The sequence below is a fragment of the Streptomyces sp. NPDC059788 genome (genome assembly GCF_042732265.1).
Lineage (GTDB): Bacteria > Actinomycetota > Actinomycetes > Streptomycetales > Streptomycetaceae > Streptomyces.
Window position 1 is genome coordinate 12227 of record NZ_JBHWHY010000047.1, and the last position, 20212, is coordinate 32438.

The window sequence follows — 20212 nt, forward strand, 5'->3', positions numbered from 1 at the left end:
ACCGCCGTCCGGAACACCGGCCGAACGAGGTGGTCCCCGATGGCAATACGTGGAGAGGCGGGTCCACGCACACCGCACGGCCCCGCGGCCGCCGGCCCTGACTCCTGGGTCGTCTCGACGGCACCCGGCGCCGCACCGCTGCTGGGACACGCGCTCCCGCTGTGGCGGCGCCCGCTCGACTTCCTGGCCTCGCTGCCCGCCCACGGCGACCTGGTCGCGATCCGGCTGGGACCGCAGCGCGTCTGGCTGGCCTGCGACCCGGCCCTGGTGCAGCAGATCCTCATGGACCCGCGCACGTACGACAAGGGCGGTCCGCTGTACGACACGATGCGCATGGTGCTCGGCAACGGCCTGGTCACCTGCCCCCAGAGCGCGCACCGCAGACAACGCCGGCTGGCCCAGCCCTGCTTCCGGCCCTCCCGGATCGCCGACTACGCCACGGTCATGAGCGCCGAGATCACCGCCGCCGTCGGGCAGTGGCGGCCCGGCCGGACGCTGGACGTCACCGACGCGATGCTGGACCTCTCCGCCCGGGTGACGACCGGCGTGCTGATGTCCACCTCCCTCGACCCGGGCATCGCGGCCGAGGTGCGCGGGTGCCTGGCGACCGTCATGCGCGGCGTACTGCTGCGCGCCGTGGTCCCCCTCGGCCCCCTCTACAAGCTCCCCACCCCCGGCAACCGCCGCTTCGGCCGGGCCCTGTCCCGGCTGCACCACATCATCGACCACATCATCGCCGAACGCCGCGGCAGCACCGCGGACCACGACGACCTGCTGGCCACGCTCCTGGAAGCCACCGACGACGACCCCGCACCGGACGCCTGCGCGGACGGCCGCGGACCGGAGCACCCCACCGCCCCGCCCACGCACCGGGAGGCACCCCACGCCAAGGAACCGCTCACCGACCAAGAGGCCCACGACCAGCTGATGACCTTCCTGGTCGCCGGGATCGAGACGACCGCGCTGGCGCTCGCCTGGACCCTCCACCTCCTGGCGACCCATCCGGAGGAGGAACGCCGGCTGCACGCCGAAGTGGACTCCGTGCTCGCCGGCCGACCGCCCGCCCCCGGCGACCTGCCCCGGCTCGGCCACGCCCGCCGCGTGGTCACCGAAGCCCTGCGCATGTATCCGCCCGGCTGGGCGCTGACCCGCGTGACCACCACCGCGACCACCCTGGCCGGCCACCGGCTGCCCCCGGGAAGCACCGTCCTGTACAGCGCGTACGTGCTGCACCAGGACCCGGTGGCCTTCCCCGACCCCCAACGGTTCGACCCCGACCGATGGTTGCCGGAACGGGCAGGAAGCGTTCCGAGCGGTGCGATGCTCCCCTTCGCCGCCGGCAACCGCAAGTGCATCGGCGACCACTTCGCGATGACCGAAGCCGTCCTCGCCCTTGCCGCCATCGCCGCGCGCTGGCGCCTGCGCCCAGCCTCCGCCAGGACCGTACGACCGGTCCCGGCGGCCGTGCTGAGCCCGGGCCCGCTGCCCATGGTCTGCGAGCCCCGTGGCGGACCGGGCGGCGCGGCGACGGCTGTGCCATCTGAAGCACCGTGAACATGGAGAGAGAACGATGCAGGCAACAGGCTATGGCGCACCGGAACACGGGTTTCCCGCCTCCAGGTGGGCCCGGGTTCCGTCACCAGAGGCCCGGACGGACGACGATCCGGACGACGTGACGGCTGCGTACCGCGCCGTCGTCGTCCCCCAGCTGTACTGCCCCATCCCCGCGGCGCCGCACCACGAGACCGCCGGTATCGAGCAGCGGGTGGTGGACTGGATGGCACGGTTCGGGTTCTGCGACAACGACTTCCACCACGCACAGGTACTGGCCAACCGCACCGCCGAGTGGGCGTGCCGGATCGCCCCCGACGGCGCCACCACCCCGCTGCAGATCGGCGCCGACTGGTCCTGCCTGGGCCTGCTGCTGGACGACGTCTATCTGGACGGCGGGCTCTTCAGCCGGCACCCGGAACGTTTCCTCCCGATGGCCGTCCAGGTGATCCACGGAGCCGACCACCCCGAGACCACCGACGACCGGATGACCGACCCCTACACCGCGGCCTTCGGCGAGGTCTCGCACCGCTACCGGCGGCACGCCTCGGGCACGGTCGTACGACGGTGGGTCGACGGCGTTGCCGAATGGTTTCTCGCCGCGTGCGTCGGCATGGGCCAGCGGGCCTCCGGGACGGTACCGAGCCTGGAGGAGTACCTCGTCATCGGCCCCCGGGACCGCGGCACCAAGGCGTCCATCGCCGTCATCGAGATGGCGGAGGGCACCTCGCTGCCCAACGAGGAGGCGGAGACACCCCGAATACGAGCCCTGACCCAGATCGCCTCGGCCCTGGTGACCTTCGCCAACGACGTCTACTCCTACCACCGGGAGGTCAAGGAACAGTCCCTGGAGTCCAACCTCGTCGGCGTCCTGGAGCACGAACTGCGGGTGCCGCCCCAGGAGGCGATGACCCGGGCTGCCGCGCTGCACGACCGTCTGATGTGCCTGTACGTCGCGCTGCGGGAGCAGACCGCCGTGCGCGCCGCACCCGAGGTGCGGTGCTACCTCGGGCAGCTGGACCACTTCATCCGGGGCAACCTGGACTACAGCGCCGTCTCCCCGCGCTACCGGACTGACCCGGGTGCCGCCCCCGACCCGGCACCCGCGTTCGGCGTCTGGGCCGACTCGCCCAGCGATGGGAGTCTCGAACCGCTGCCGCTGCGCCCGGTCGCGTGGTGGTGGGACCAGCTGAGCCCCGCGGTGTGAGGCCGGGGCTTCCCCCCGGCTCCGCGGTCCACGGGGGCCGGCCCGTCCCGGCGGCCCCCTCGGACCATTCGGTCTTGTCGAACGTTCCGGTACCCGCGCCGACGCCCCTCGGCGGGCGCGCCGGGCACCGGCAGGAAGGGTGAACCGGAGTGAGTGCAAAGCCCCGTGTCGTCGTGGTGGGCGGCGGTATCGCCGGCCTGTCCGCGGCTTTCCGGCTCCAGCAGGCCGGATGCGAGACCGTCGTCCTGGAGAGCGCCGGACCGGAGGCGGCCGGCGGCCGGATGGCCACCGTCAACGTCTCGGGATTCGCCGTCAACCGGGCGGCGACCATCCTCATCAACAGCTACCGCGAACTGATCCGCCTGATCGCCGACGCCGGACTGGCGGGCGAGGTCGTGCCCGGCTCCGATCTGTTCGGACTGGTGCGCGGCGGGCAGGTCGCCCGCGTCCGGCTGGGATCGCGCCGGCAGCTCGCCACCGGCGGACTGCTGACCAGCTTTCCCCTCGGCGACGTCGCCAAGCTGCTGCGCGACTACCGCCGCATGCGTCCCCTGCTGACACCGCACGACATGTCCACGATGGCCGCCGCCGACTTCGAGTCCGTCCACCAGTACGCCACCCGCCGCGGCCTGCGGCCCGAGACGCTGGAGTACCTGCTCGACCCGCTCGTCTCCGGACTGTGCCTGGGCGAGCCGGAAGAGGTCTCCGCCGCGATGCCGTTCGTCTTCATCGACGTCATCCTGTGCGGCGGCGGTTTCTTCACCTCCCGGGAGGGTGTCGGTTTCCTGCCCAAGGGGCTGGCCCGGCAGCTCCCCGTCGAATACCGCGCCCAGGTCACCTCGGTCGAGGACCGCGGGGACGAGGTGGCCGTCACCTGGCAACGGCCGGGCGAGGCGGAACGCCTGGAGACCGCCGCCGCCTGCGTGCTGGCCGTGCCACCGCCACAGGTGCCGCCCCTGTACGCGCAACTCACTTCCGAACAGCGCGAGTTCCTGGATGACGCGCCGTACGCCCGCAGCATCCACGTCGCCTTCGGGCTGGACCGTCCCACGCGGGAGCGGGCGATGCTGGTGCAGGCGTCCCGTGTCGAACACCCCGACCTCTGCGCCTTCGTGCTGGAGCACAACCTCTCCCCGCAGCGCGTGCCGGAAGGGACCGGGCTGGTGATGACGCATCTGCGCGGCGCCTGGTCGGACCGCAACTGGGACCTGGGGGACGACAAGGTGGTGGACCACGTCCTGGCGGGTGTGCGGCGGCTGGGCATCCTGCCCGAACTGGACCGCCACACCACGATGACGCACATCTGGCGTGTCTCGCCGTGCCTGATCGGCCGGCGGCCGGGTGACTACCGCGCCATCGCCCGGTTCGCGGCCGGATTCGACGCCCGCGGCCGCGTCCAGCTCGCCGGCGGCGACCACCTGGGCCACTCCACCACCAACAGCAGTGTGTGCTCGGGGGAGCGGGCCGCCCGCAACCTGCTGACCCGGCTGCGGTCCGAGGGGGCGCTCACGCCGGTGCACCGCTGATCCGCGCACCGGACGGCGCGACTTCCCCCGTGCACAACCGATTCACCCGTAAGTGTGACCGCTTACGGGTGGATCGGAATGGCCGGAACCGCTATATGCGGGCGCGCGTAGCACGGCCCGGCCGCCGGAGCGTGGCGTGTCACTCATCCTGGTTACCGCGCGTCCGTAAGGGCGTACGCTCTGCGCTATCGCAGGCAGAGTGCGGCCGGTACGGGCCCGCACTCGCGGCGGGCGGGAGACCCACGCGGCGAACGGATTCGGTCATGGCCAACGGCTGGGAGCACGCACGCGACGCACGGCGGGGACTGCTCGAACGCAATGCCGAACTCGACGCGCTGGAGACGGCGTTGGAACGGCTCTGCGGCCCCGGTGGCGGGCCCGCCACCGTCCGGCGCGGCGGCCTGCTCTCGTTCGCGGCGTCCGCCGGAATGGGCAAGACCGCCCTGCTCGCCGAGGTCCGCACCCGGGCCGCGGCCCACGGCTGCACCGTGCTGTCCGCACGCGGCGACGAGCAGGAACACGGCATGGCCTTCCACGTCGTACGCCAGCTCGTGCAGCCGGCCCTGGCCGCGTACGACGAGGCCGCCTCCCGCACCGTCCTCGGCAGCTGGTACGACATCGTCGCCCCGGCCCTCGGTCTCGTGGCCGACGCGGGCGGCAGCGTGCCCGACCCGACCGGTGTACGCGACGGCCTGGACTGGCTGGTGACCCGCCTCGCCGTCCAGCAGGCGCCCACCGTCCTGATCCTGGACGACGCCCACTGGGCCGACCAGGAGTCCCTGGGCTGGCTCACCGCGTTCGCGCCGCGCGCCGAGGACCTGCCGATGCTCGTGGTCGTCGCCTACCGGCCCGAGGAACTGCCGCGCGACGCCGCCCCGTTCCGCAAGCTCGCCGAGCGCCATGCCAGCCGCCCGTTCTCCCTCACCGCCCTCACCTGCGAAGCGGTCGCCAGCATCATCCGCGACGCGATCGGCGAGACGGCCGAGGACAAGTTCTGCACCGAATGCTGGGCGGTCACCGACGGCAACCCCTTCGAAGCCGTGGAACTCGCCGCCGGTCTGCGCGAACGCGGCCTCAAGGGCTGCCGGGACGATTTGGCCGCTCTGCGCGAACTCGCCTCGGCCGTCAAGGGCAAGGGCCTGGTCGACCGGCTGGACCGGCTCGGCGGCGCCGCCGTCCGCCTCGCCTGGGCGGTCGCCGTCCTGGGCACCTCGGCCACACCCGAGGTCACCGCCGGTGTGGCCGCGCTCGGCACCGAGTCGACGGCGGACACCGTCGGCCGACTGCGCGAGGCCCGCATCCTGGCCCCGGCCGGGGCCACGGACGACATCCTGCAGTTCGCCCACCCGCTGATCGCCACCGCCGTCCACCGGGCGATCCCGACCGCGCTGCGCGTCGGTATGCACAACATGGCCGCCGAAGCCGTGGTGGAAGCCGGACTCGGCCCGACGGTCGCCGCGCGGCACCTGCTGGAAGTGCCCTGCCAGGGAGACGACTGGGTCGTCTCCCGGCTGCGCCAGGCCGCGCGGGAGTACGCACGCGCCGGGGCGCCCGACGCCGCCCGCCGGTTCCTGGCCCGCGCCCTGCGGGAGCCGCCCTCGCCCGAGCACCGCGCCGCCGTCCTCTTCGAACTGGGCGCCGCCACCTTCCTCGCCGCTCCCGAGGTCACCGTCAACTACCTCCGCGAGGCCCTCGAAGAACCGGACGTCGACCCGGAGCTGCGCGAAGCCATCACCTACCGGCTGGCCCAGGCCCTCGCCCACACCGACCAGGTCTCCGAGGCCGCGGCGGTCGCCGCCGAGGAGGCCCGGCGCACCAGCCTGCCCGGCACCCGGCTGCGGATGCAGGCCGAGAACTTCGTGTGGAGCGCCTTCCGCGCCGACGAGCCCGACTCCGCCGCCCGCTCCCGCAGGCTGGCCCGGCTCGCCGACCACCTGACCGGCGACGGCCTCGCCGAGCGCTACATCCTCGGCCTGCGCGCCTGGGACTGCGTGGTGCACGGCGAGCCCGCCGTCACCGCCCTGCGCTACGCCGAGGCGGCACTGGTCGGCGGGCTCAGCTGGACCGAGGACAACCGCGGGTTCGAGGTCCCGGTCGCCGTCGCCATGACGTTCATGTACTGCGACCAGCCCGGCCGCGCCGAGGAACTGTTCACCCGCGGCATGGCCGAGTGCGAGCGCAAGGGCTGGCGCGGCGCCCACCTGGCCTTCGGCCACGCCCTGCTCGGCTACATCCGCTACCGCCGCGGCGCGCTCACCGAGGCCGAGGCCCTGGTGCGCGAGGGACTGCGGATCGCCGAGCGGGTCGGCGGCGCCGTGCCCGCCCAGTGGTACGCCATCGGCATCCTCATCGAGATCCTGCTCGCCCGCGGCCGGCTCGACGACGCCCAGGAACTCGCCGACCACTTCAGCTACGGCGACATCGTGCCCAACGCCGTCGTCTACCCCGACTCCCGCACCGTCTACAGCGAACTGCTGCTGGCCCGCGGACTGCACCGGCACGCCGAACACCACCTCAAGGCGGTCGGCAGGCGGCTGGACGCCCGCGGGATGCGCAACCCCGCCTGGTGCCCCTGGCAGCTGCACCTCGCCCGCGCCACCGCGCTCACCGACAGCCCGCGCGCCGTCCAGATGGCCGAGGAAGGCGTACGACGAGCCCGCAGGTTCGGCACCGCGACGGCCGTCGGCGAGGCACTGCACTGCGCCGCCACCGTGATCGGCGGCGGACGGGCACTGAAGCTGCTCGCCGAGGCCGTACGGGAACTGGAGCACTCACCCGCCGGCTACGCGCTGGCCGAGGCCCTGGTCGACCACGGCGCGGCACTGCGCCGGGCCGGCCTGCCCCAGGACGCCGCCGAACGCCTCTACCGCGGACTGGAGGGCGCGGTCCACTGCGGAGCCGACGGCCTGGCGGAACGCGCCCGCGACGAGCTGTCCGCGGCCGGACTGCGCCCGCACCAGCTCCACAGCACCGGCACCGACGCCCTCACCGCCCAGGAGCGGGCCGCGGCCGAGCGCCTCGCGCAGGGCTGGCCCACCGGCCGCATCGCCGAGGACATGGCCACCCCCGAGACGGTCGTGACCCGCCTGCTGTCCAGTGTCTGCCGCAAGATGGGCACGGACTACACGGGCCTGCCGCGACTGCTGCGGACGGCCGTCCCGGTCGTCGCGCCGGCCGAGCCGCCGCGGGGTTGACGCCGGGCCCGCCGGCCGTCGGCGGCCACGTACGATGGCGGTATGTCGTTCCTCCGCCGCCGCAGCGCAGCCACGCCCGCCGGGCCTGACTTCGACGTCCTCGCCATGGACCCCGGGGACTGGCCCGGCAATCTCGGAGCGGGGCTGCTGCCCGCCCCGGACGGCAGCTGCCAGGGAGTCTTCCTGCGCTACGACCTGTTCGGCGGCCGCGGCCCCGCGATGATCATCGGCAACCTGCCGGAGGGCTCCCCGGCCCGCGAGCCCGGGGAGGGGCAGGTGCCGTTCGAGGTGGCGCAGCTGCTCGCCGCGCTCGGCAACGAGGAGCCGGTGACCGTCGTCGAGACCGAGGACACCCCGGTCATGCACGACGACAACCTGCTCATCGTCAAGCGCATCAAGTGCTCGGAGGGCCGGATCTCCTGCGCCCAGTTCGACCGCAGCGACGGCGTGCTGGTCACCATCGCCAGCTGGGACCGGCCGATCACCGACGACCTGTACGCCCTCCTGAAGCCGCTGCCGGCGGAGATGTTCCAGCAAGGCTGAGCCCGGCGCCCGTCCTTCCGGCAGAGCGTCGCGCCCGGCTGCGAACCGGGCACGACGCCGCCCCGGACGCTATGTGCCCGAAGGCCGTACGTCGACGTCCGCCGCCCGTACGTAGCCCACCCGGTGCCCCACCTGGATCTCGTAGTAGACGTCCGCGCCGCGCACCACCGCGTGCCGGGAGAGGTCGTACGTCGGGGCGTAGAAGTACTCGCCGCGCACCCGGTTGCCGACCGCGTAGCGCTGGCCGGCCGGCAGCTTGTACGGCAGGGGCGTGACGGCCTGGACGGGCACGCCCGCCGGATAGGCCGCCGGCTCCGGATACGCCCGCCCGTACACCGGGATGTCCGCCCGGCCCGCCTTCGGCGTGACCACCGGGCCCCTGGCGTCCACCGCGGTCGGCCGCGAGGCCGGGTTGTGGAACCACGCCTTCTGGCCGAGGTACCAGACGGCGGTCCACTCGCCCCGGCGCTCCGCGACCGCGTACCGCTGGCCGGTGGTAGCGCGGGCGCCGGTGTCGTTCACACCGGTCGTCGAGGGGCTGCCGTCCGGCCGCAGCCCGATGTCCTGGACCAGCGGGGCGCTCTCGCCCGGCTCCGTGTGCAGGCGCACCGCGGTCGAGCCGTGCGGCGCACACGGCTGCCCCGGCTTGACGCAGTCCGTGTAGACGGGCCGGTGCAGGTCGTAGTCGGGCCGGATGGTGACCAGGCCGCCCCCGGGGCCCGCCGTACGGACGAACGGCCTGCCCAGCAGGCGGAAGTAGTGCGCCCAGTCCCAGTACGGACCCGGGTCGGTGTGCATCCCCTTGATCGTGGCGGGTGTCGTGCCGGGCACGTTGTCGTGGCCGATGATGTGCTGCCGGTCCAGCGGCAGGTCGTACCTGCGCGCCAGGTAGCGCACCAGCCGGGCCGAGGCCCGGTACATCGCCTCCGTGTACCAGGCGTCCGGAGCCGCGAGGAAACCCTCGTGCTCGATGCCCACCGAGTGCGCGTTGACGTACCAGTTCCCGGCGTGCCAGGCGACGTCCTTCGTCGGCACGTGCTGGGCGATCAGCCCGTCCGAGGACCGGATCGTGTAGTGCCAGGACACATACGTCGGGTCCTTGATGAGTTTCAGCGTCGTCTCCCAGGACCCCTCGGTGTCATGGACGACGATGGCGTCGATGCGCTGGTCCCGCGGGCGGTCCGCCTTGTCGTGGTTGCCGTAGTCGCCGTCGCCGAACTCCTCGTACGGCGCCGGTACGGACACGCAGGACACCGTGCGCGGGCATTCCGGGCGCGCCCCGTCCGCGGGCGCGGCGGCGGACCGCAGTCCCAGGCGCCCGAGCTGCGCCCGGTCCGCCGCCGGCCCCGGCGTGGCGGGCAGCGTCACCCGCTGGCCCGCGTCGGTCGTACGGGACTGGCCCTGGCGCAGTACGTCGTACACGTCGTCGGCGAAGCCCGCCGCCGTGCGGGCGTCGTCCGCGCCCGAATAGCGCGCGACCGCCCCGTACCACCGGGCCGGATCGGCGGAGCGCAGCCCCAGACGGCGCTGCTCCGCGGCCAGCAGTGCCGCGCCGCCGCGGATGTTGGCCGCCGGGTCGCGCCGCAGCCGCTCGGCGGGCAGCCCGGTCAGCCGCGCCGCCCGCTCCAGGGTGCGCAGCCGGGCGGGCACCGCCGTGGCGGGCGGCAGCTGGGCGCGGACCCGCTTGCGGGCACGGGAGGCGTCGCCGCGCGGGTCCTCGTCGCCGTCGCTGTGATGCGGCCGCTCCGCCAGCGCCGTACGGGCGTCGGTCAGATGCATCGGGCCGTAGCCGCCGGACACGCTGGGCGCGCCGCCGTGCCCGTCCCAGCGCGACTCCAGATACGCGACGGCCAGCAGCACGCTCCGCGGGACGCCGTACTGCGCGGCGGCGTCACCGAAGGCCCGCTGCAAGCTGCCGGCGCGCGGCTGCTCCGCCGTGGCGGGGGGCTGCCCGTCCGGGCCGGACGACGGCGCGGCCGAGACCAGGGGCAGCAACAAGGCCGCCGCCGCGACGGCGGTGGCGGCCCTGCGCGCCCTGGAGCGGGGGAGTCTCTTCTCGTCGGATCCTCGCAATGCAGCCTCCTGTGGCCGACCGGGCGAGCCGGGGCGTCTGGCGGACGGTGTGCATACGGCCGTGCGCGGAACGGGATCCGAATACAGCTATCGCCTGGCCGACGATCCGTCAATCACCGTGCGCCACACGGGTTTCGCATGTCAGCCCGCATCCCGCAACCCCGTACGAAAGCGGGGCCGCGGCCCGGACACACGTGAGCGGCACGCCTCTACGGCGTGCCGCTCACATACCCCCCTTGGCGGATCAGCGGGTGCCGACCGCCGCCCGCACCGCACGCCGCGCCATCTGGCAGTCGTCGTGCAGCCGACGCAGCAGCAGTCGCTGCTCCTCACCGGCCGCGAGCGCACCGGGGTGTCCCGGCCCCGGCGTGCCCGTCGGCGTGGGCTCGCGCATGGTGCGCTGCACGGCGGTCTCGTAACGCCGTATTTCTCGGGTGAGCACCAGCATCAGATTGACCAGGAAGGCGTCCCGCGCGGCCGGCCCGGCGGCCTGCGCGAGCTGGCTGATCTGACGGCGCGCCACGGGGGCGTCACCGAGCACCGACCACAGCGTCGCGAGGTCGTAGCCCGGCAGATACCAGCCGGCGTGGTCCCAGTCGAGCAGCACCGGGCCGGCGGGGGACAGCAGGACGTTGTTCAGCAGGGCGTCGCCGTGGCAGAACTGGCCCTGCGTGTGGGCCAGACCGTGCAGCAGCTTCTGCAGGTCGCCCAGGTCCCGGTCGGTCAGCAGGCCGAGGTCGTGGAAGCGCCCGATGCGGCCCGCGTAGTCCAGGGGCGCGTCGAACATCCCGGCCGGCGGCCGCCAGAGGTTGACCCGGCAGATCGCGCCGAGCGCGGCCCGGACGTCCGCGCGCGGGGGTGCTTCGGTCGGATGCCGTTGGAGGGAGGCGACCCGGCCGGGCATCCGCTCCACGACCAGAGTGCAGTTGTCGGGGTCCGCGGCGACCAGCCTCGGTACGCGCACCGGCGGGCGGTGGCGTACGAAGGCCCGATAAGCAGCTATTTCGTGCCGGAACCGCTCGGCCCACGCGGGGGAGTGGTCCAGTAAACACTTGGCGACCGCGGTCGTGCGGCCGGTGGTGCCCACCAGGAGGACGGACTTGCCGCTCCGGCGCAGCACCTGGACCGGATGGAACTCGGGACAGATGCGGTGCACGGAGGCGACCGCGGCGCGCAGCTGGGCGCCCTGAGGGCCGGACAAGTCGAGTCTCCCGCTGAGCGGTTGGGCACCTCCCCCGTGCGTCCGCCGATTACGGCCGCCGGTGAGGCCGGAGACCGCCCCCGGAGACTGGGAGGGGTCGAGATACGGTCCGCTTCCCGGGGGCTGCGGACGGTACGGCCGGTTCGGGGCGCTCACGGCGGACGATGTTGCGTACATGGGTGAGGCTGATCCCTTCGTGCGCCGACGAGTTGCAGTGCCGCTCCCGGCCCGGCGACCCGGGGCCCGAAGGCCCCGGATCCGGTGTCCGCACCCTGGGGAATGCGGTACCGACACCGGGCCGGGGGCTGCACTCCTACAGAACACGCGGGCGCGGGTGGCAGACCATCTGGCGGACCCTGGCGAACCCTGGCGAATGCTCGCAAGCGTCCGGGACGGGCCGTTACTGTCAAGTCAGTCGAGGAACCTGGGGGCTTGACGTGGACAGGGAGCCGAACACCCGTCTCGCGGACCTTTTCGGCCTGGCCGGCTGGTCCAAGGGCGAACTGGCGAGACTGGTCAACCGGCAGGCGGCCGCCATGGGGCATCCGCAGCTGGCGACCGACACCTCGCGGGTACGGCGCTGGATCGACACGGGGGAGACCCCGCGCGATCCGGTGCCCAAGGTGCTCGCCGCCCTGTTCACCGAGCGTCTCGGCCGTGTCGTAACCATCGAGGACCTCGGGTTCGGTCGTTCCGGGCGCGCGGGGAGGAAACAGGCCGCGGACGGTCTCCCGTGGCCGCCCGAGCGAACGGCGGCGGTCCTCACGGAATTCACGGGAATGGACCTCATGCTCAACCGACGCGGCTTGGTGGGCGCGGGCGCGGCGCTCGCCGCGGGCTCCGCACTCAGCAGCGCCATGCACGACTGGCTGCACACCGACCCGGCGCTGGCAGCCGACGCCCCCCGATTCGACGACCCCTTCGCCGACAACACCATCGATCAGATCGGATTCGACCGCTACGAGGCGGCCCCCGTGGGGTCGCAGGAGATCGACGCCCTGGAGCGCTCGGTCGAGGTCTTCCGCGCCTGGGACGCGGCCCGCGGCGGCGGGCTGCAGCGCAAGGCCGTGGTCGGCCAGCTCAACGAGGTGGGCGGGATGCTCGCCTACCGCCACCCCGATCACCTGCAGCGCAGGCTGTGGGGGGTGGCGGCCAACCTCGCCGTCCTGGCGGGCTGGATGTCCCACGACGTGGGGCTGGAGCCCACCGCCCAGAAGTACTTCGTCATCGCCGCCCACGCGGCGCGCGAGGGCGGCGACCGCCCGCGCGCGGGCGAGGCGCTCTCCCGGGCGGCCCGCCAGATGGTGCACCTGGGCCGGCCGGACGACGCCCTGGACCTGATGAAACTGGCCAAGTCCGGCTCCGGCGGCGAGACCCTGCCGCGGACCCGCGCGATGCTCTACACCATCGAGGCGTGGGCCCAGGCGACCAAGGGGCAGGGCCAGGCGATGCGGCGCACCCTGGGCGAGGCGGAGGAACTGTTCGTCTCCGACAAGGGCGATGTGCCGCCGCCGAGCTGGATGCAGATGTTCGACGAGGCGGACCTGCACGGTATGCAGGCGCTGGCCTTCCGTACCTTGGCCGAGCACGACCCCCGGGCGGCGAAGGTCGCCCAGGCGCACGCCAAACAGGCGCTGCGGCTGCGCGACAACGGCCGGCAGCGCTCACAGATCTTCGACTATCTCTCACTCGCCTCGGCCTGCTTCATCGGCGACGACCCCGAACAGGCCGACCGCTACGCCCGGCTGGCCCTGGTGTCCATCAAGGAGAACTCCTCCCACCGCACCTGGGACCGGCTGCGCGAGATGTACCGGCTCACCGGCCAGTACGCGAACCACGGCACGATCCAGGACCTGCGGGAGGAGATCCAGCGGGTGATGCCGAAGGCCAAGGCCAAGGGGCTGGGCCCGGGGCTCGGCCCGGTGGGCACGAACCTGCGGATCTGACGCCGGCGGGCACCGGCGTACGAAACGGCCCGGACGGACGGAGAACCGGGCGACGCCGTACGCGGCCGGTGTGCGCGGGCCGAGAACAACAGCCGGCCGGGAGCGGCCGGCCGAGAGAGCAGCAGACCGACGACAACCGGGAGAGCCGAAAAGCCAAGACCCGTGACCCCGGTCCTGGCCCTATCCGCGCTGCGGGGCCGTGCGCACCGCTCAGCGCCGTACTGCCGTACGACGTCGTACGGGCCTGCCGCTGCGCGCTACCCGCTCACCCTGGCGATCAGCACACACGCATCGTCCTCGCGCTCCGCGCTGCCGAACTCCTCGGCGACGATGCGGACGCAGTCCTGCGCGTTGCGCGCCGCGGCGAACCGCGGTGCCAGCGACAGGAGGCGCTCGGACCCCTCGTGGGGCGCGAGCGCGCCGTGCGAGCGGCGCGGCACCAGGCCGTCCGTGTGCAGCACCAACAGGTCGCCGGGCGCGAGCTGCTCGCAGCGCTGGCTGTAGGCGGCTCCGGTGGTGGCGCCGAGCAGGACGCCCTCCGGGGGGTTCAGCGGGCTGCCCGTGCCGTCGCGGAAGAGCAGCGGGGCGGGGTGCCCGGCCTGGGCCCAGACCAGTTGCCGGGTGGCGGGGTCGAAGCGGCAGCACACCGCGCTGCCCAGGGCGGGCTGCGTGGAGGTGTCGAGCAGCTGGTTCAGGAAGCCCATCAGCGGGCCCGGCTCCTGGCCGGACACCGCCATGCCGCGCAGCGCGCCGAGCACCATGGCCATGCCGGAGGTGGCGGTGGCGCCGTGGCCGGTGAGGTCGCCGACGCTCAACAGCGTCTTGCCGTCCGGGAGTTGCAGTGCGTCGTACCAGTCGCCGCCGATCAGGGCGCTGGTTCCGGAAGGGAGGTAACGGGCGGCGAGGTCGAGTGCGACGGGCCCGCCCTGCGGGAACCGCAGGGAGCCGCGCCACGGCGGCAGCACGGCTTCCTGCAGCTCGACCGCAAGCCGGTGCTCGGTCTGCGCCCTGTGCCGTTGGCGCTGCAGCGAGTCACGGGTCTCGCGCACCGCCCGCTGGCTGCGGCGCAGTTCGCTGACGTCGCGCAGCACGGCCCACATGCACGCCGTGCTGCCGTCGGCTTCGAGCACCGGCTCGCCCACCATGTGCACCGTACGTACGCTCTGGTCGGTCCGTACGATGCGGAACTCGCCGTCGATCGGCCGGCCGTCCACCAAGCAGTCCGTGACCATCGTGGTCAGCAGCTGCTGGTCCTCGCAGAAGACCAGGGACGGCAGCTCGTCCAGCGTCAGCGGTCCCTCGGCCGGCTCCCGGCCGAAGATCCCGAACAGCTCCGGCGACCAGCTCACCTCGTCGGTGAGCAGATTCCACTCGGCGCTGCCGACCCGGCTGAGCAGCGAGCCGCTGCGGTGGCCCGCGGGCTCGGGCGGGGCCACGGGCAGCCGGTCCTCGTCGGCCGTCTCCGCCTCGGGGTCGGCGGGCAGGCCCTCCCGGAGCTGGTCCAGGTGCCCGCCGAGGTCGTCGAGGTGGTGGACGGCGAGGTCGCACAGTGCGCGCTGCCAGCGCAGCCGGGGGTCCGGGTGCTCCTCGCCGCCCGCCGAGGTCTCCCGGCGTACGGCGTCCAGGCCGCCGCGCAGCCGGCGCGCCTGTGTGATCAGTGCCTCGACCACGTCGCGCTCGGGCGGCTGGGCGGCTGGTCGGTCCGCGAAGAGAGGGGACGGCATGACGTACTCCGATATCAGGCGGCGCCGGGGCCAAGTCTGACGGAAGGGCCGGTAACGACTGTTGCACAGGCTGCGACCGCCCGTAAGGGATTTGGCATTACCCGATACGGTGGTGCACTTGGCATATGCCCGTGGCCTCCCGGGGGCAATCCTCGGCCGAGTCGGCGGAAGGGAGCGTTCCAGGCTAGGCTTCCGCCGCCGTAGTGCGCTCGGCCCACCGATCCATGGTGGGAACGACGCATACGACCCGTGGTCACCGGCAAGAATGCCGGTCAGCGGAAATCCCGTTGCCAGCCTGTCCCCCGCACCGGATGCTGACCTCATGTTCGATCCAGACATAGCGCCCAGTGGCACCCTGCTCGGCCTCCTGCAGCGAGGCCGCGGCGACGGGACCCTGCACGCCCTCGCGGCGCCGCGGGCCGAGGCGCTCGCGGCACTGAACGACAGCGTGCTGCGCGACCCCCGCCGCGACTGGCAGGTCGAGAACCGCTCCCTGTACTACGCGCGGCTCTACATGCAGCTCGACGGCGGACTCGAAGAGATCGAACGGCATCTTTTCCACCCCGACGACCTCACCGACCCCGGTGAGGAGCGCACGGGCCTCGCCCTCGCCGTGCTCGGCCACCTCGCCGCGTACGGCCGGGACGCCGCCCTCCTGCTGCTGCGCAGCTACGCCGCCGCGGGCACGAACTGGCGCTGGGCCCTGGACGAGCTCGCCCTGCGTGACGACGACGCCGGTCTGGCGACCCTCGCCCCCGCCGTCCTCGCCCGCTTCCCGCTCACCGCGGAGGGCGATGCCGAGCTGGCCGCCGCCGTCCGGGACGCCTTCGAGCCCCGGCCGTGGCGGCTGTGGGCCGAGGACCCCCGCTACGGGGAGCGCATCCGCGCCGCGCAGGAACAGGGCTGCTTCGACCGCTGGCAGCGCCAGCTGCGGCCGGCCGGGCCGCGCCCCGGCTGGAGTGTCACCGAGATCCTGGACTGGGCCCAGCAGGGCCTGGAACTGCACCCGGAAGAGTGGCGTCAGGTTCCGGCCGCGCGCTGCCTGGCGGCCGTCGCGGGCCCGGAGGACCGCCCCGAGCTGCTGCGCGCCGCGCGCACCGGACCGGACGCCGCCCGCGCCGCCGCGCTGCGCCACCTCGCCGAGCGCGGCGACCCGGACGCCCTCGACCTCATCGAGTCCGCGGCCGCCGACCCGTTCTCCGGCCGCCCGCTCGCCGAGGCCGCGCTCGCCGCCTTCGAGCGCATGTGCAATGTGGCCGCCATCGAGCGGGCCCGCCGGTGGGCCCCGCGCCCGGACCGCCTCGGCGCGGCCGGCGCCACGATGCTGGCCCGCCGCGGCGGGCGCGGCGACGCCGACCTGGTGCTGGCCGCGCTGCGCCGTACGGTACGGACCGACGGCCCGGACGCGGACGGCCTGTGGGAGCTGGTCGACGGGGCGGGCCGCCTCGGCGTGGTCTGCGCGGCGCCCGTATTGCGCCATATTTACCGCGAGACCTCCTCGTCCCACCTCAGGGGCCGCGCCGCGGGCGCGCTGGCCGTCACCGACCCCGGGTTCCCTGCGGGCTTCGCCGTCGAGTGCCTGTGGGACTGCGAGGAGACCACCAGGGAGCTGGCCGCCCGCCACGCGGCGACCGGTGACACCCGGGTCGTGGAGCAGCTGCGGCGGCTGGCCGCCGATCCGGCCGAGGAGGCCGAGGTGCAGACGGCGGTCCGCCTCCGGTTCGGGCCGGACGCGCCGGCGGTCTGACGGGCGCCGGGGGCCGGGGGCCGCGCGCCGGGCCCCGGCGCGGGCGTCAACGCTCATGGGACGTTCCCCGGCTGGACAGATCCACGTGGCCGGGGCCACGCCCGGTGGGCCGACAACAGCCCTATGCGTGTTGTCATCGTCACCGAGTCCTTCCCGCCCGACGTCAACGGCGTCGCCCACTGCACCCTGGAAACCGCCCGGCACCTGGTACGACGCGGCCATGACGTGCTCGTCGTCGCGCCCCTGGGCGCCGACGGGGCACCGGACGGCGAGCGGGCCGGGCCGTGCCCGGTCGTCCGCGTGCCGTCCGTGCCGCTGCCGGGCTACCCGCAGGTACGCGTGGCCCTGCCCGGCCGCCGGCTGGCCGCCGCTCTGGACGGGCACCGACCGGACGTCGTACACCTGTCCAGTCCCTTCGTCCTCGGTGCGCGTGGCATGACGGCCGCAGTACGGCGCCGCGTGCCCGCCGTCGCGGTCTACCAGACCGACCTGGGCCGCTACGCACGCGCCTACCTCGGCACCGGCAGTGCCGCCGCCTGGCGGCGTCTGCGGGCGGTGCACGCCGCGGCCGACCGCACGCTCGCGCCGTCGAACTCCGCCCTGCACGACTTGGCCGCGCACGGCGTGCCCAGGCTGCGGCTGTGGCCGCGCGGGGTGGACTCCGCCCGGTTCCACCCCGCCCGGCGCGACGAGGTGCTGCACAGCTCGCTCGCCGCGGGCCGGGACCTGCTGGTCGGGTACGTCGGGCGGCTCGCGCCCGAGAAGGAGGTACGGCTGCTGGCCCCGGTCTCGCGGCTGCCGGGCGTACGGACCGTGGTGATCGGGGACGGGCCGAGCGGCCCCGGCCTGCGCGCCGCGCTGCCCGGGGTGCGCTTCCTGGGGCGCCGCACCGGCGACGAGCTGGCCCGGCTCGTGGCGTCGCTGGACGTGTTCGTGCACACGGGCCGCTACGACACCTTCTGCCAGACCGTCCAGGAGGCGATGGCGGGCGGCGTGCCCATCGTGGCGCCCGCCGCGGGCGGCCCGCTGGACCTCGTGCGGCACGGCCGTACCGGGCTGCTGGTGCCGCCGGGGGACGGGGAGGCGGTGCGCGACGCCGTCCGGCTGCTGGCCGGGGACCCGGCGGCGCGCGCACGGCTGGGCGCGGCCGGCCGTACGGCGGTCGAGCACCGCACCTGGGAGGTGGTCGGCGACGAACTGCTGGGCCACTACGAGGACGTGCTCGCGGACCGGACGGCGGTGGCCGTATGACGCCGCAACCGGGTCCGGCCGCGCGCCGCACCCTCGACGAGACCCCGTACACCGGTTCCGGGCTGCGCATCGTGCGGCTCGCGAACTTCGTGACCCCGCAGTCCGGCGGGCTGCGCACCGCGCTGCGCGCCCTCGGCGCCGGATACCGCGCCGCAGGTCATGAGCCGGTGCTGATCGTGCCCGGCACCGCCGTACGCGACGAGGAGACGGACCAGGGGCGGGTGATCACCCTGCCGGGGCCGGTCCTGCCCGGTACGGGCGGCTACCGCGTACTGGCCGACCGGCGCCGCGTCCGGCGCGTCCTGGAAGCGCTGGCCCCCGACCGCCTGGAGGTCTCCGACCGTACGACGCTGCGCTGGACCGGCGAATGGGCGCGGCGGGCCCGCGTCCCCTCGGTGCTGGTGTCCCACGAGAGCGTGGACGGGGTGCTGCGGACCTGGGGCGTACCGCGCGGACCGGCGCGCGGCGCCGCCGACCGGCTCAACGCCCGGACCGCGCACGCCTACAGCCGCGTGGTGTGCACGACGGAGTGGGCGGCGGCCGAGTTCACCCGGGTCGGCGCCCGGAACGTCGTACGTGCCCCGCTGGGTGTCGACCTGACGGCCCGGCACCCCGCCCTGCACAGTCCGCAGCTGCGGCGGCGGTGTGCGGGCGGTGCCGGTGTGCTCCTGCTGCTGTGCTCGCGGCTGTCACCGGAGAAGCGGCCGGGGCGCGCGCTGGACGCGCTGGCGGAGCTGCGGTGGCGTGGCGTCGACGCGGCGCTGGTGGTGGCGGGGGACGGGCCGCTGCGGTCCCGACTGACGGCCCGCGCCCGTACCGAGCGCCTGCCCGCGGCGTTCCTGGGGCATATCGCCGATCCGGCCGAACTCGCCGCTCTCCAGGCCGCCGCGGACGTGGCTCTCGCGCCCGGGCCGGCGGAGACGTTCGGGCTGGCGGCCCTGGAAACCCTCGCCTGCGGCACCCCGGTCGTCGCGAGCGCCGCGTCGGCCCTCGCCGGACTGGTCGGCCCCGGCGGCGACACGGCCCTGGACGACGGCGCCTCCTACGCCGACGCGGTCCTGCGCGTCCTCGCCCGCCCGGTGGCGCACCGCCGCGCGGCGGCCCGGCAGCGCGCGGAGGGCTTCGGCTGGCAGCCGTCCGTCGCGGCCTTCCTCGCGGCCCACGACGCCGCCGTGGCACCCCGGCCGGACGGCTCGCCGTCGGCGCCGGACCGCTGCCCGCGCCATCCGGCGCATTCCTAGCCGCCGCCGGCCGCCCCGGTGGCGGCTGCCCGGTGCCGGCCGGGGCGGATTCCGTACGCCCGCTTGAAGGCCACGCTCAACCCGTAGGCGCTCTGGTATCCCACCTGCCGGGCGACGGACTCCACGGTGGCTTCCGTGCGCACCAGCAGATCGGCTGCCAGGGCGAGGCGCCAGTCGGTCAGGTAGGCCATGGGCGGCCGGCCGACCAGGTCACTGAAGCGGCGGGCGAACGTCGCCCGCGACACACCGGTCTCCTCGGCGAGCGCGGTCACGGTCCACGGACGCGCGGGCCGGTCGTGGATCAGCCGCAGTGCCCTGCCCGCGACGGGGTCGCCGAGCGCCCGGTACCAGCCGGGCGGATCGGCCTCCGGGCGGGCGAACCACTCCCGCAGCGTGGACAGCAGCAACAGGTCCAGCAGCCGGTCCAGGACGGCTTGCTGTCCGGGGTCGTCGCGGCTGATCTCCATGGCGGTGAGGTCCAGGATCGGGCCCGGTCCGCCCTCGTGGTGGACCACGAGCACCCGGGGGAGCGCGCTCAACAGCCGTTCGGTGACCCGGCCGTCGACCTGGTAGCTGCCGGTGAGCAGCACGGTCGGGCCGTCCGGGCTGTTCCCGCAGGTGCGCAGGCCCAGGATGACGTCGTCGCTGACGTCCGCGCCGTCGGCCGCCGTGCAGTGGCCGGGGTGCACGACGTAGAGCGGCGGCGCACCCGCGTCCGCGTCGTCGGCGACGGAGAACGGCTCCGGCCCGGTCACCACGGCCACATCGCCGCAGCCGAGCGCGACGGGCTCGGCGTCACCGGGGACGACCCAGCCCGCACCGCTCAGCATCGTGACGACGGTGAGCGGCTTCCCGTCGGCGAAGCGGACCGACCAGGGCGGGGCCAGGATGTTCCGGCTGAACAGGGCGCCGTCGGAACGGACTTCGTGCAGGAGGCTCGCCAGCGGGTCCATGCGGCGAGTTTAGACGCTGAGACATTTATATGAGCGGATGGACCATTTCACGGCT

The 20212-nt window shown here is 74.3% G+C and carries 13 protein-coding genes; 9 read left to right on the forward strand and 4 right to left on the reverse strand.

The annotated features are described in order from the left end of the window. Window positions 1-39: 39 nt before the first annotated feature. From ACFV57_RS32775 to ACFV57_RS32795, 5 genes are all read left to right on the forward strand, one after another. On the forward strand, window positions 40-1554 hold the full coding sequence (locus ACFV57_RS32775; RefSeq protein ID WP_385239666.1) for a cytochrome P450: 1515 nt from the start codon (window positions 40-42) through the stop codon (window positions 1552-1554). Window positions 1555-1672: 118 nt separating this feature from the next. After that, on the forward strand, window positions 1673-2758 hold the full coding sequence (locus ACFV57_RS32780; RefSeq protein ID WP_385239668.1) for a terpene synthase family protein: 1086 nt from the start codon (window positions 1673-1675) through the stop codon (window positions 2756-2758). A gap of 149 nt (window positions 2759-2907) precedes the next feature. Next, entirely contained in the window at window positions 2908-4284 is a 1377-nt protein-coding gene (locus ACFV57_RS32785) for a protoporphyrinogen/coproporphyrinogen oxidase (protein ID WP_385239670.1), read from the forward strand. A 263-nt stretch (window positions 4285-4547) separates the two neighbouring features. Then, the gene (locus ACFV57_RS32790) at window positions 4548-7478 is read left to right on the forward strand and encodes an ATP-binding protein (protein WP_385239672.1); all 2931 of its coding nucleotides are present in this window, start codon (window positions 4548-4550) and stop codon (window positions 7476-7478) included. A gap of 42 nt (window positions 7479-7520) precedes the next feature. Beyond that, window positions 7521-8021 carry a hypothetical protein gene (locus ACFV57_RS32795; RefSeq protein ID WP_385239674.1) on the forward strand — a complete coding sequence of 167 codons (501 nt, stop codon included), beginning with the start codon at window positions 7521-7523 and terminating at the stop codon, window positions 8019-8021. 69 nt (window positions 8022-8090) lie between these two features. On the opposite strand, the gene ACFV57_RS32800 is transcribed toward ACFV57_RS32795, so the two are convergent. Together ACFV57_RS32800 and ACFV57_RS32805 are read right to left on the reverse strand one after the other, a co-directional pair. Further along, the gene (locus tag ACFV57_RS32800) at window positions 8091-10094 is read right to left on the reverse strand and encodes an N-acetylmuramoyl-L-alanine amidase (RefSeq protein ID WP_385239676.1); all 2004 of its coding nucleotides are present in this window, start codon (window positions 10092-10094) and stop codon (window positions 8091-8093) included. 244 nt (window positions 10095-10338) lie between these two features. Beyond that, complete coding sequence (locus ACFV57_RS32805; RefSeq protein WP_385239678.1) at window positions 10339-11472, reverse strand: aminoglycoside phosphotransferase family protein; 1134 nt, start codon at window positions 11470-11472, stop codon at window positions 10339-10341. Between the two features lie 260 nt (window positions 11473-11732). Here ACFV57_RS32805 and ACFV57_RS32810 point away from each other — a divergent pair, with 260 nt between their 5' ends. Continuing rightward, entirely contained in the window at window positions 11733-13241 is a 1509-nt protein-coding gene (locus ACFV57_RS32810) for a hypothetical protein (RefSeq protein WP_385239679.1), read from the forward strand. Between the two features lie 257 nt (window positions 13242-13498). On the opposite strand, the gene ACFV57_RS32815 is transcribed toward ACFV57_RS32810, so the two are convergent. Further along, the gene (locus ACFV57_RS32815; RefSeq protein WP_385239681.1) at window positions 13499-14965 is read right to left on the reverse strand and encodes a PP2C family protein-serine/threonine phosphatase; all 1467 of its coding nucleotides are present in this window, start codon (window positions 14963-14965) and stop codon (window positions 13499-13501) included. A 322-nt stretch (window positions 14966-15287) separates the two neighbouring features. Here ACFV57_RS32815 and ACFV57_RS32820 point away from each other — a divergent pair, with 322 nt between their 5' ends. The 3 genes from ACFV57_RS32820 to ACFV57_RS32830 all read left to right on the forward strand — a co-directional run bounded on the left by ACFV57_RS32820 (window position 15288) and on the right by ACFV57_RS32830 (window position 19204). Next, window positions 15288-16712 (forward strand): HEAT repeat domain-containing protein, encoded by a 1425-nt coding sequence (locus ACFV57_RS32820; protein WP_385239683.1) that lies wholly within the window; start codon window positions 15288-15290, stop codon window positions 16710-16712. 123 nt (window positions 16713-16835) lie between these two features. Further along, complete coding sequence (locus ACFV57_RS32825; protein WP_385239685.1) at window positions 16836-17963, forward strand: glycosyltransferase family 4 protein; 1128 nt, start codon at window positions 16836-16838, stop codon at window positions 17961-17963. Beyond that, window positions 17960-19204, forward strand: coding sequence for a glycosyltransferase (locus tag ACFV57_RS32830; protein ID WP_385239687.1), 1245 nt, complete (start codon window positions 17960-17962; stop codon window positions 19202-19204). The genes ACFV57_RS32825 and ACFV57_RS32830 overlap by 4 nt, the downstream gene beginning before the upstream one ends. On the opposite strand, the gene ACFV57_RS32835 is transcribed toward ACFV57_RS32830, so the two are convergent. Then, window positions 19201-20157, reverse strand: a complete 957-nt coding sequence (locus ACFV57_RS32835; RefSeq protein WP_385239689.1) for a cupin domain-containing protein — start codon at window positions 20155-20157, stop codon at window positions 19201-19203. The genes ACFV57_RS32830 and ACFV57_RS32835 overlap by 4 nt on opposite strands. Window positions 20158-20212 lie beyond the last annotated feature (55 nt).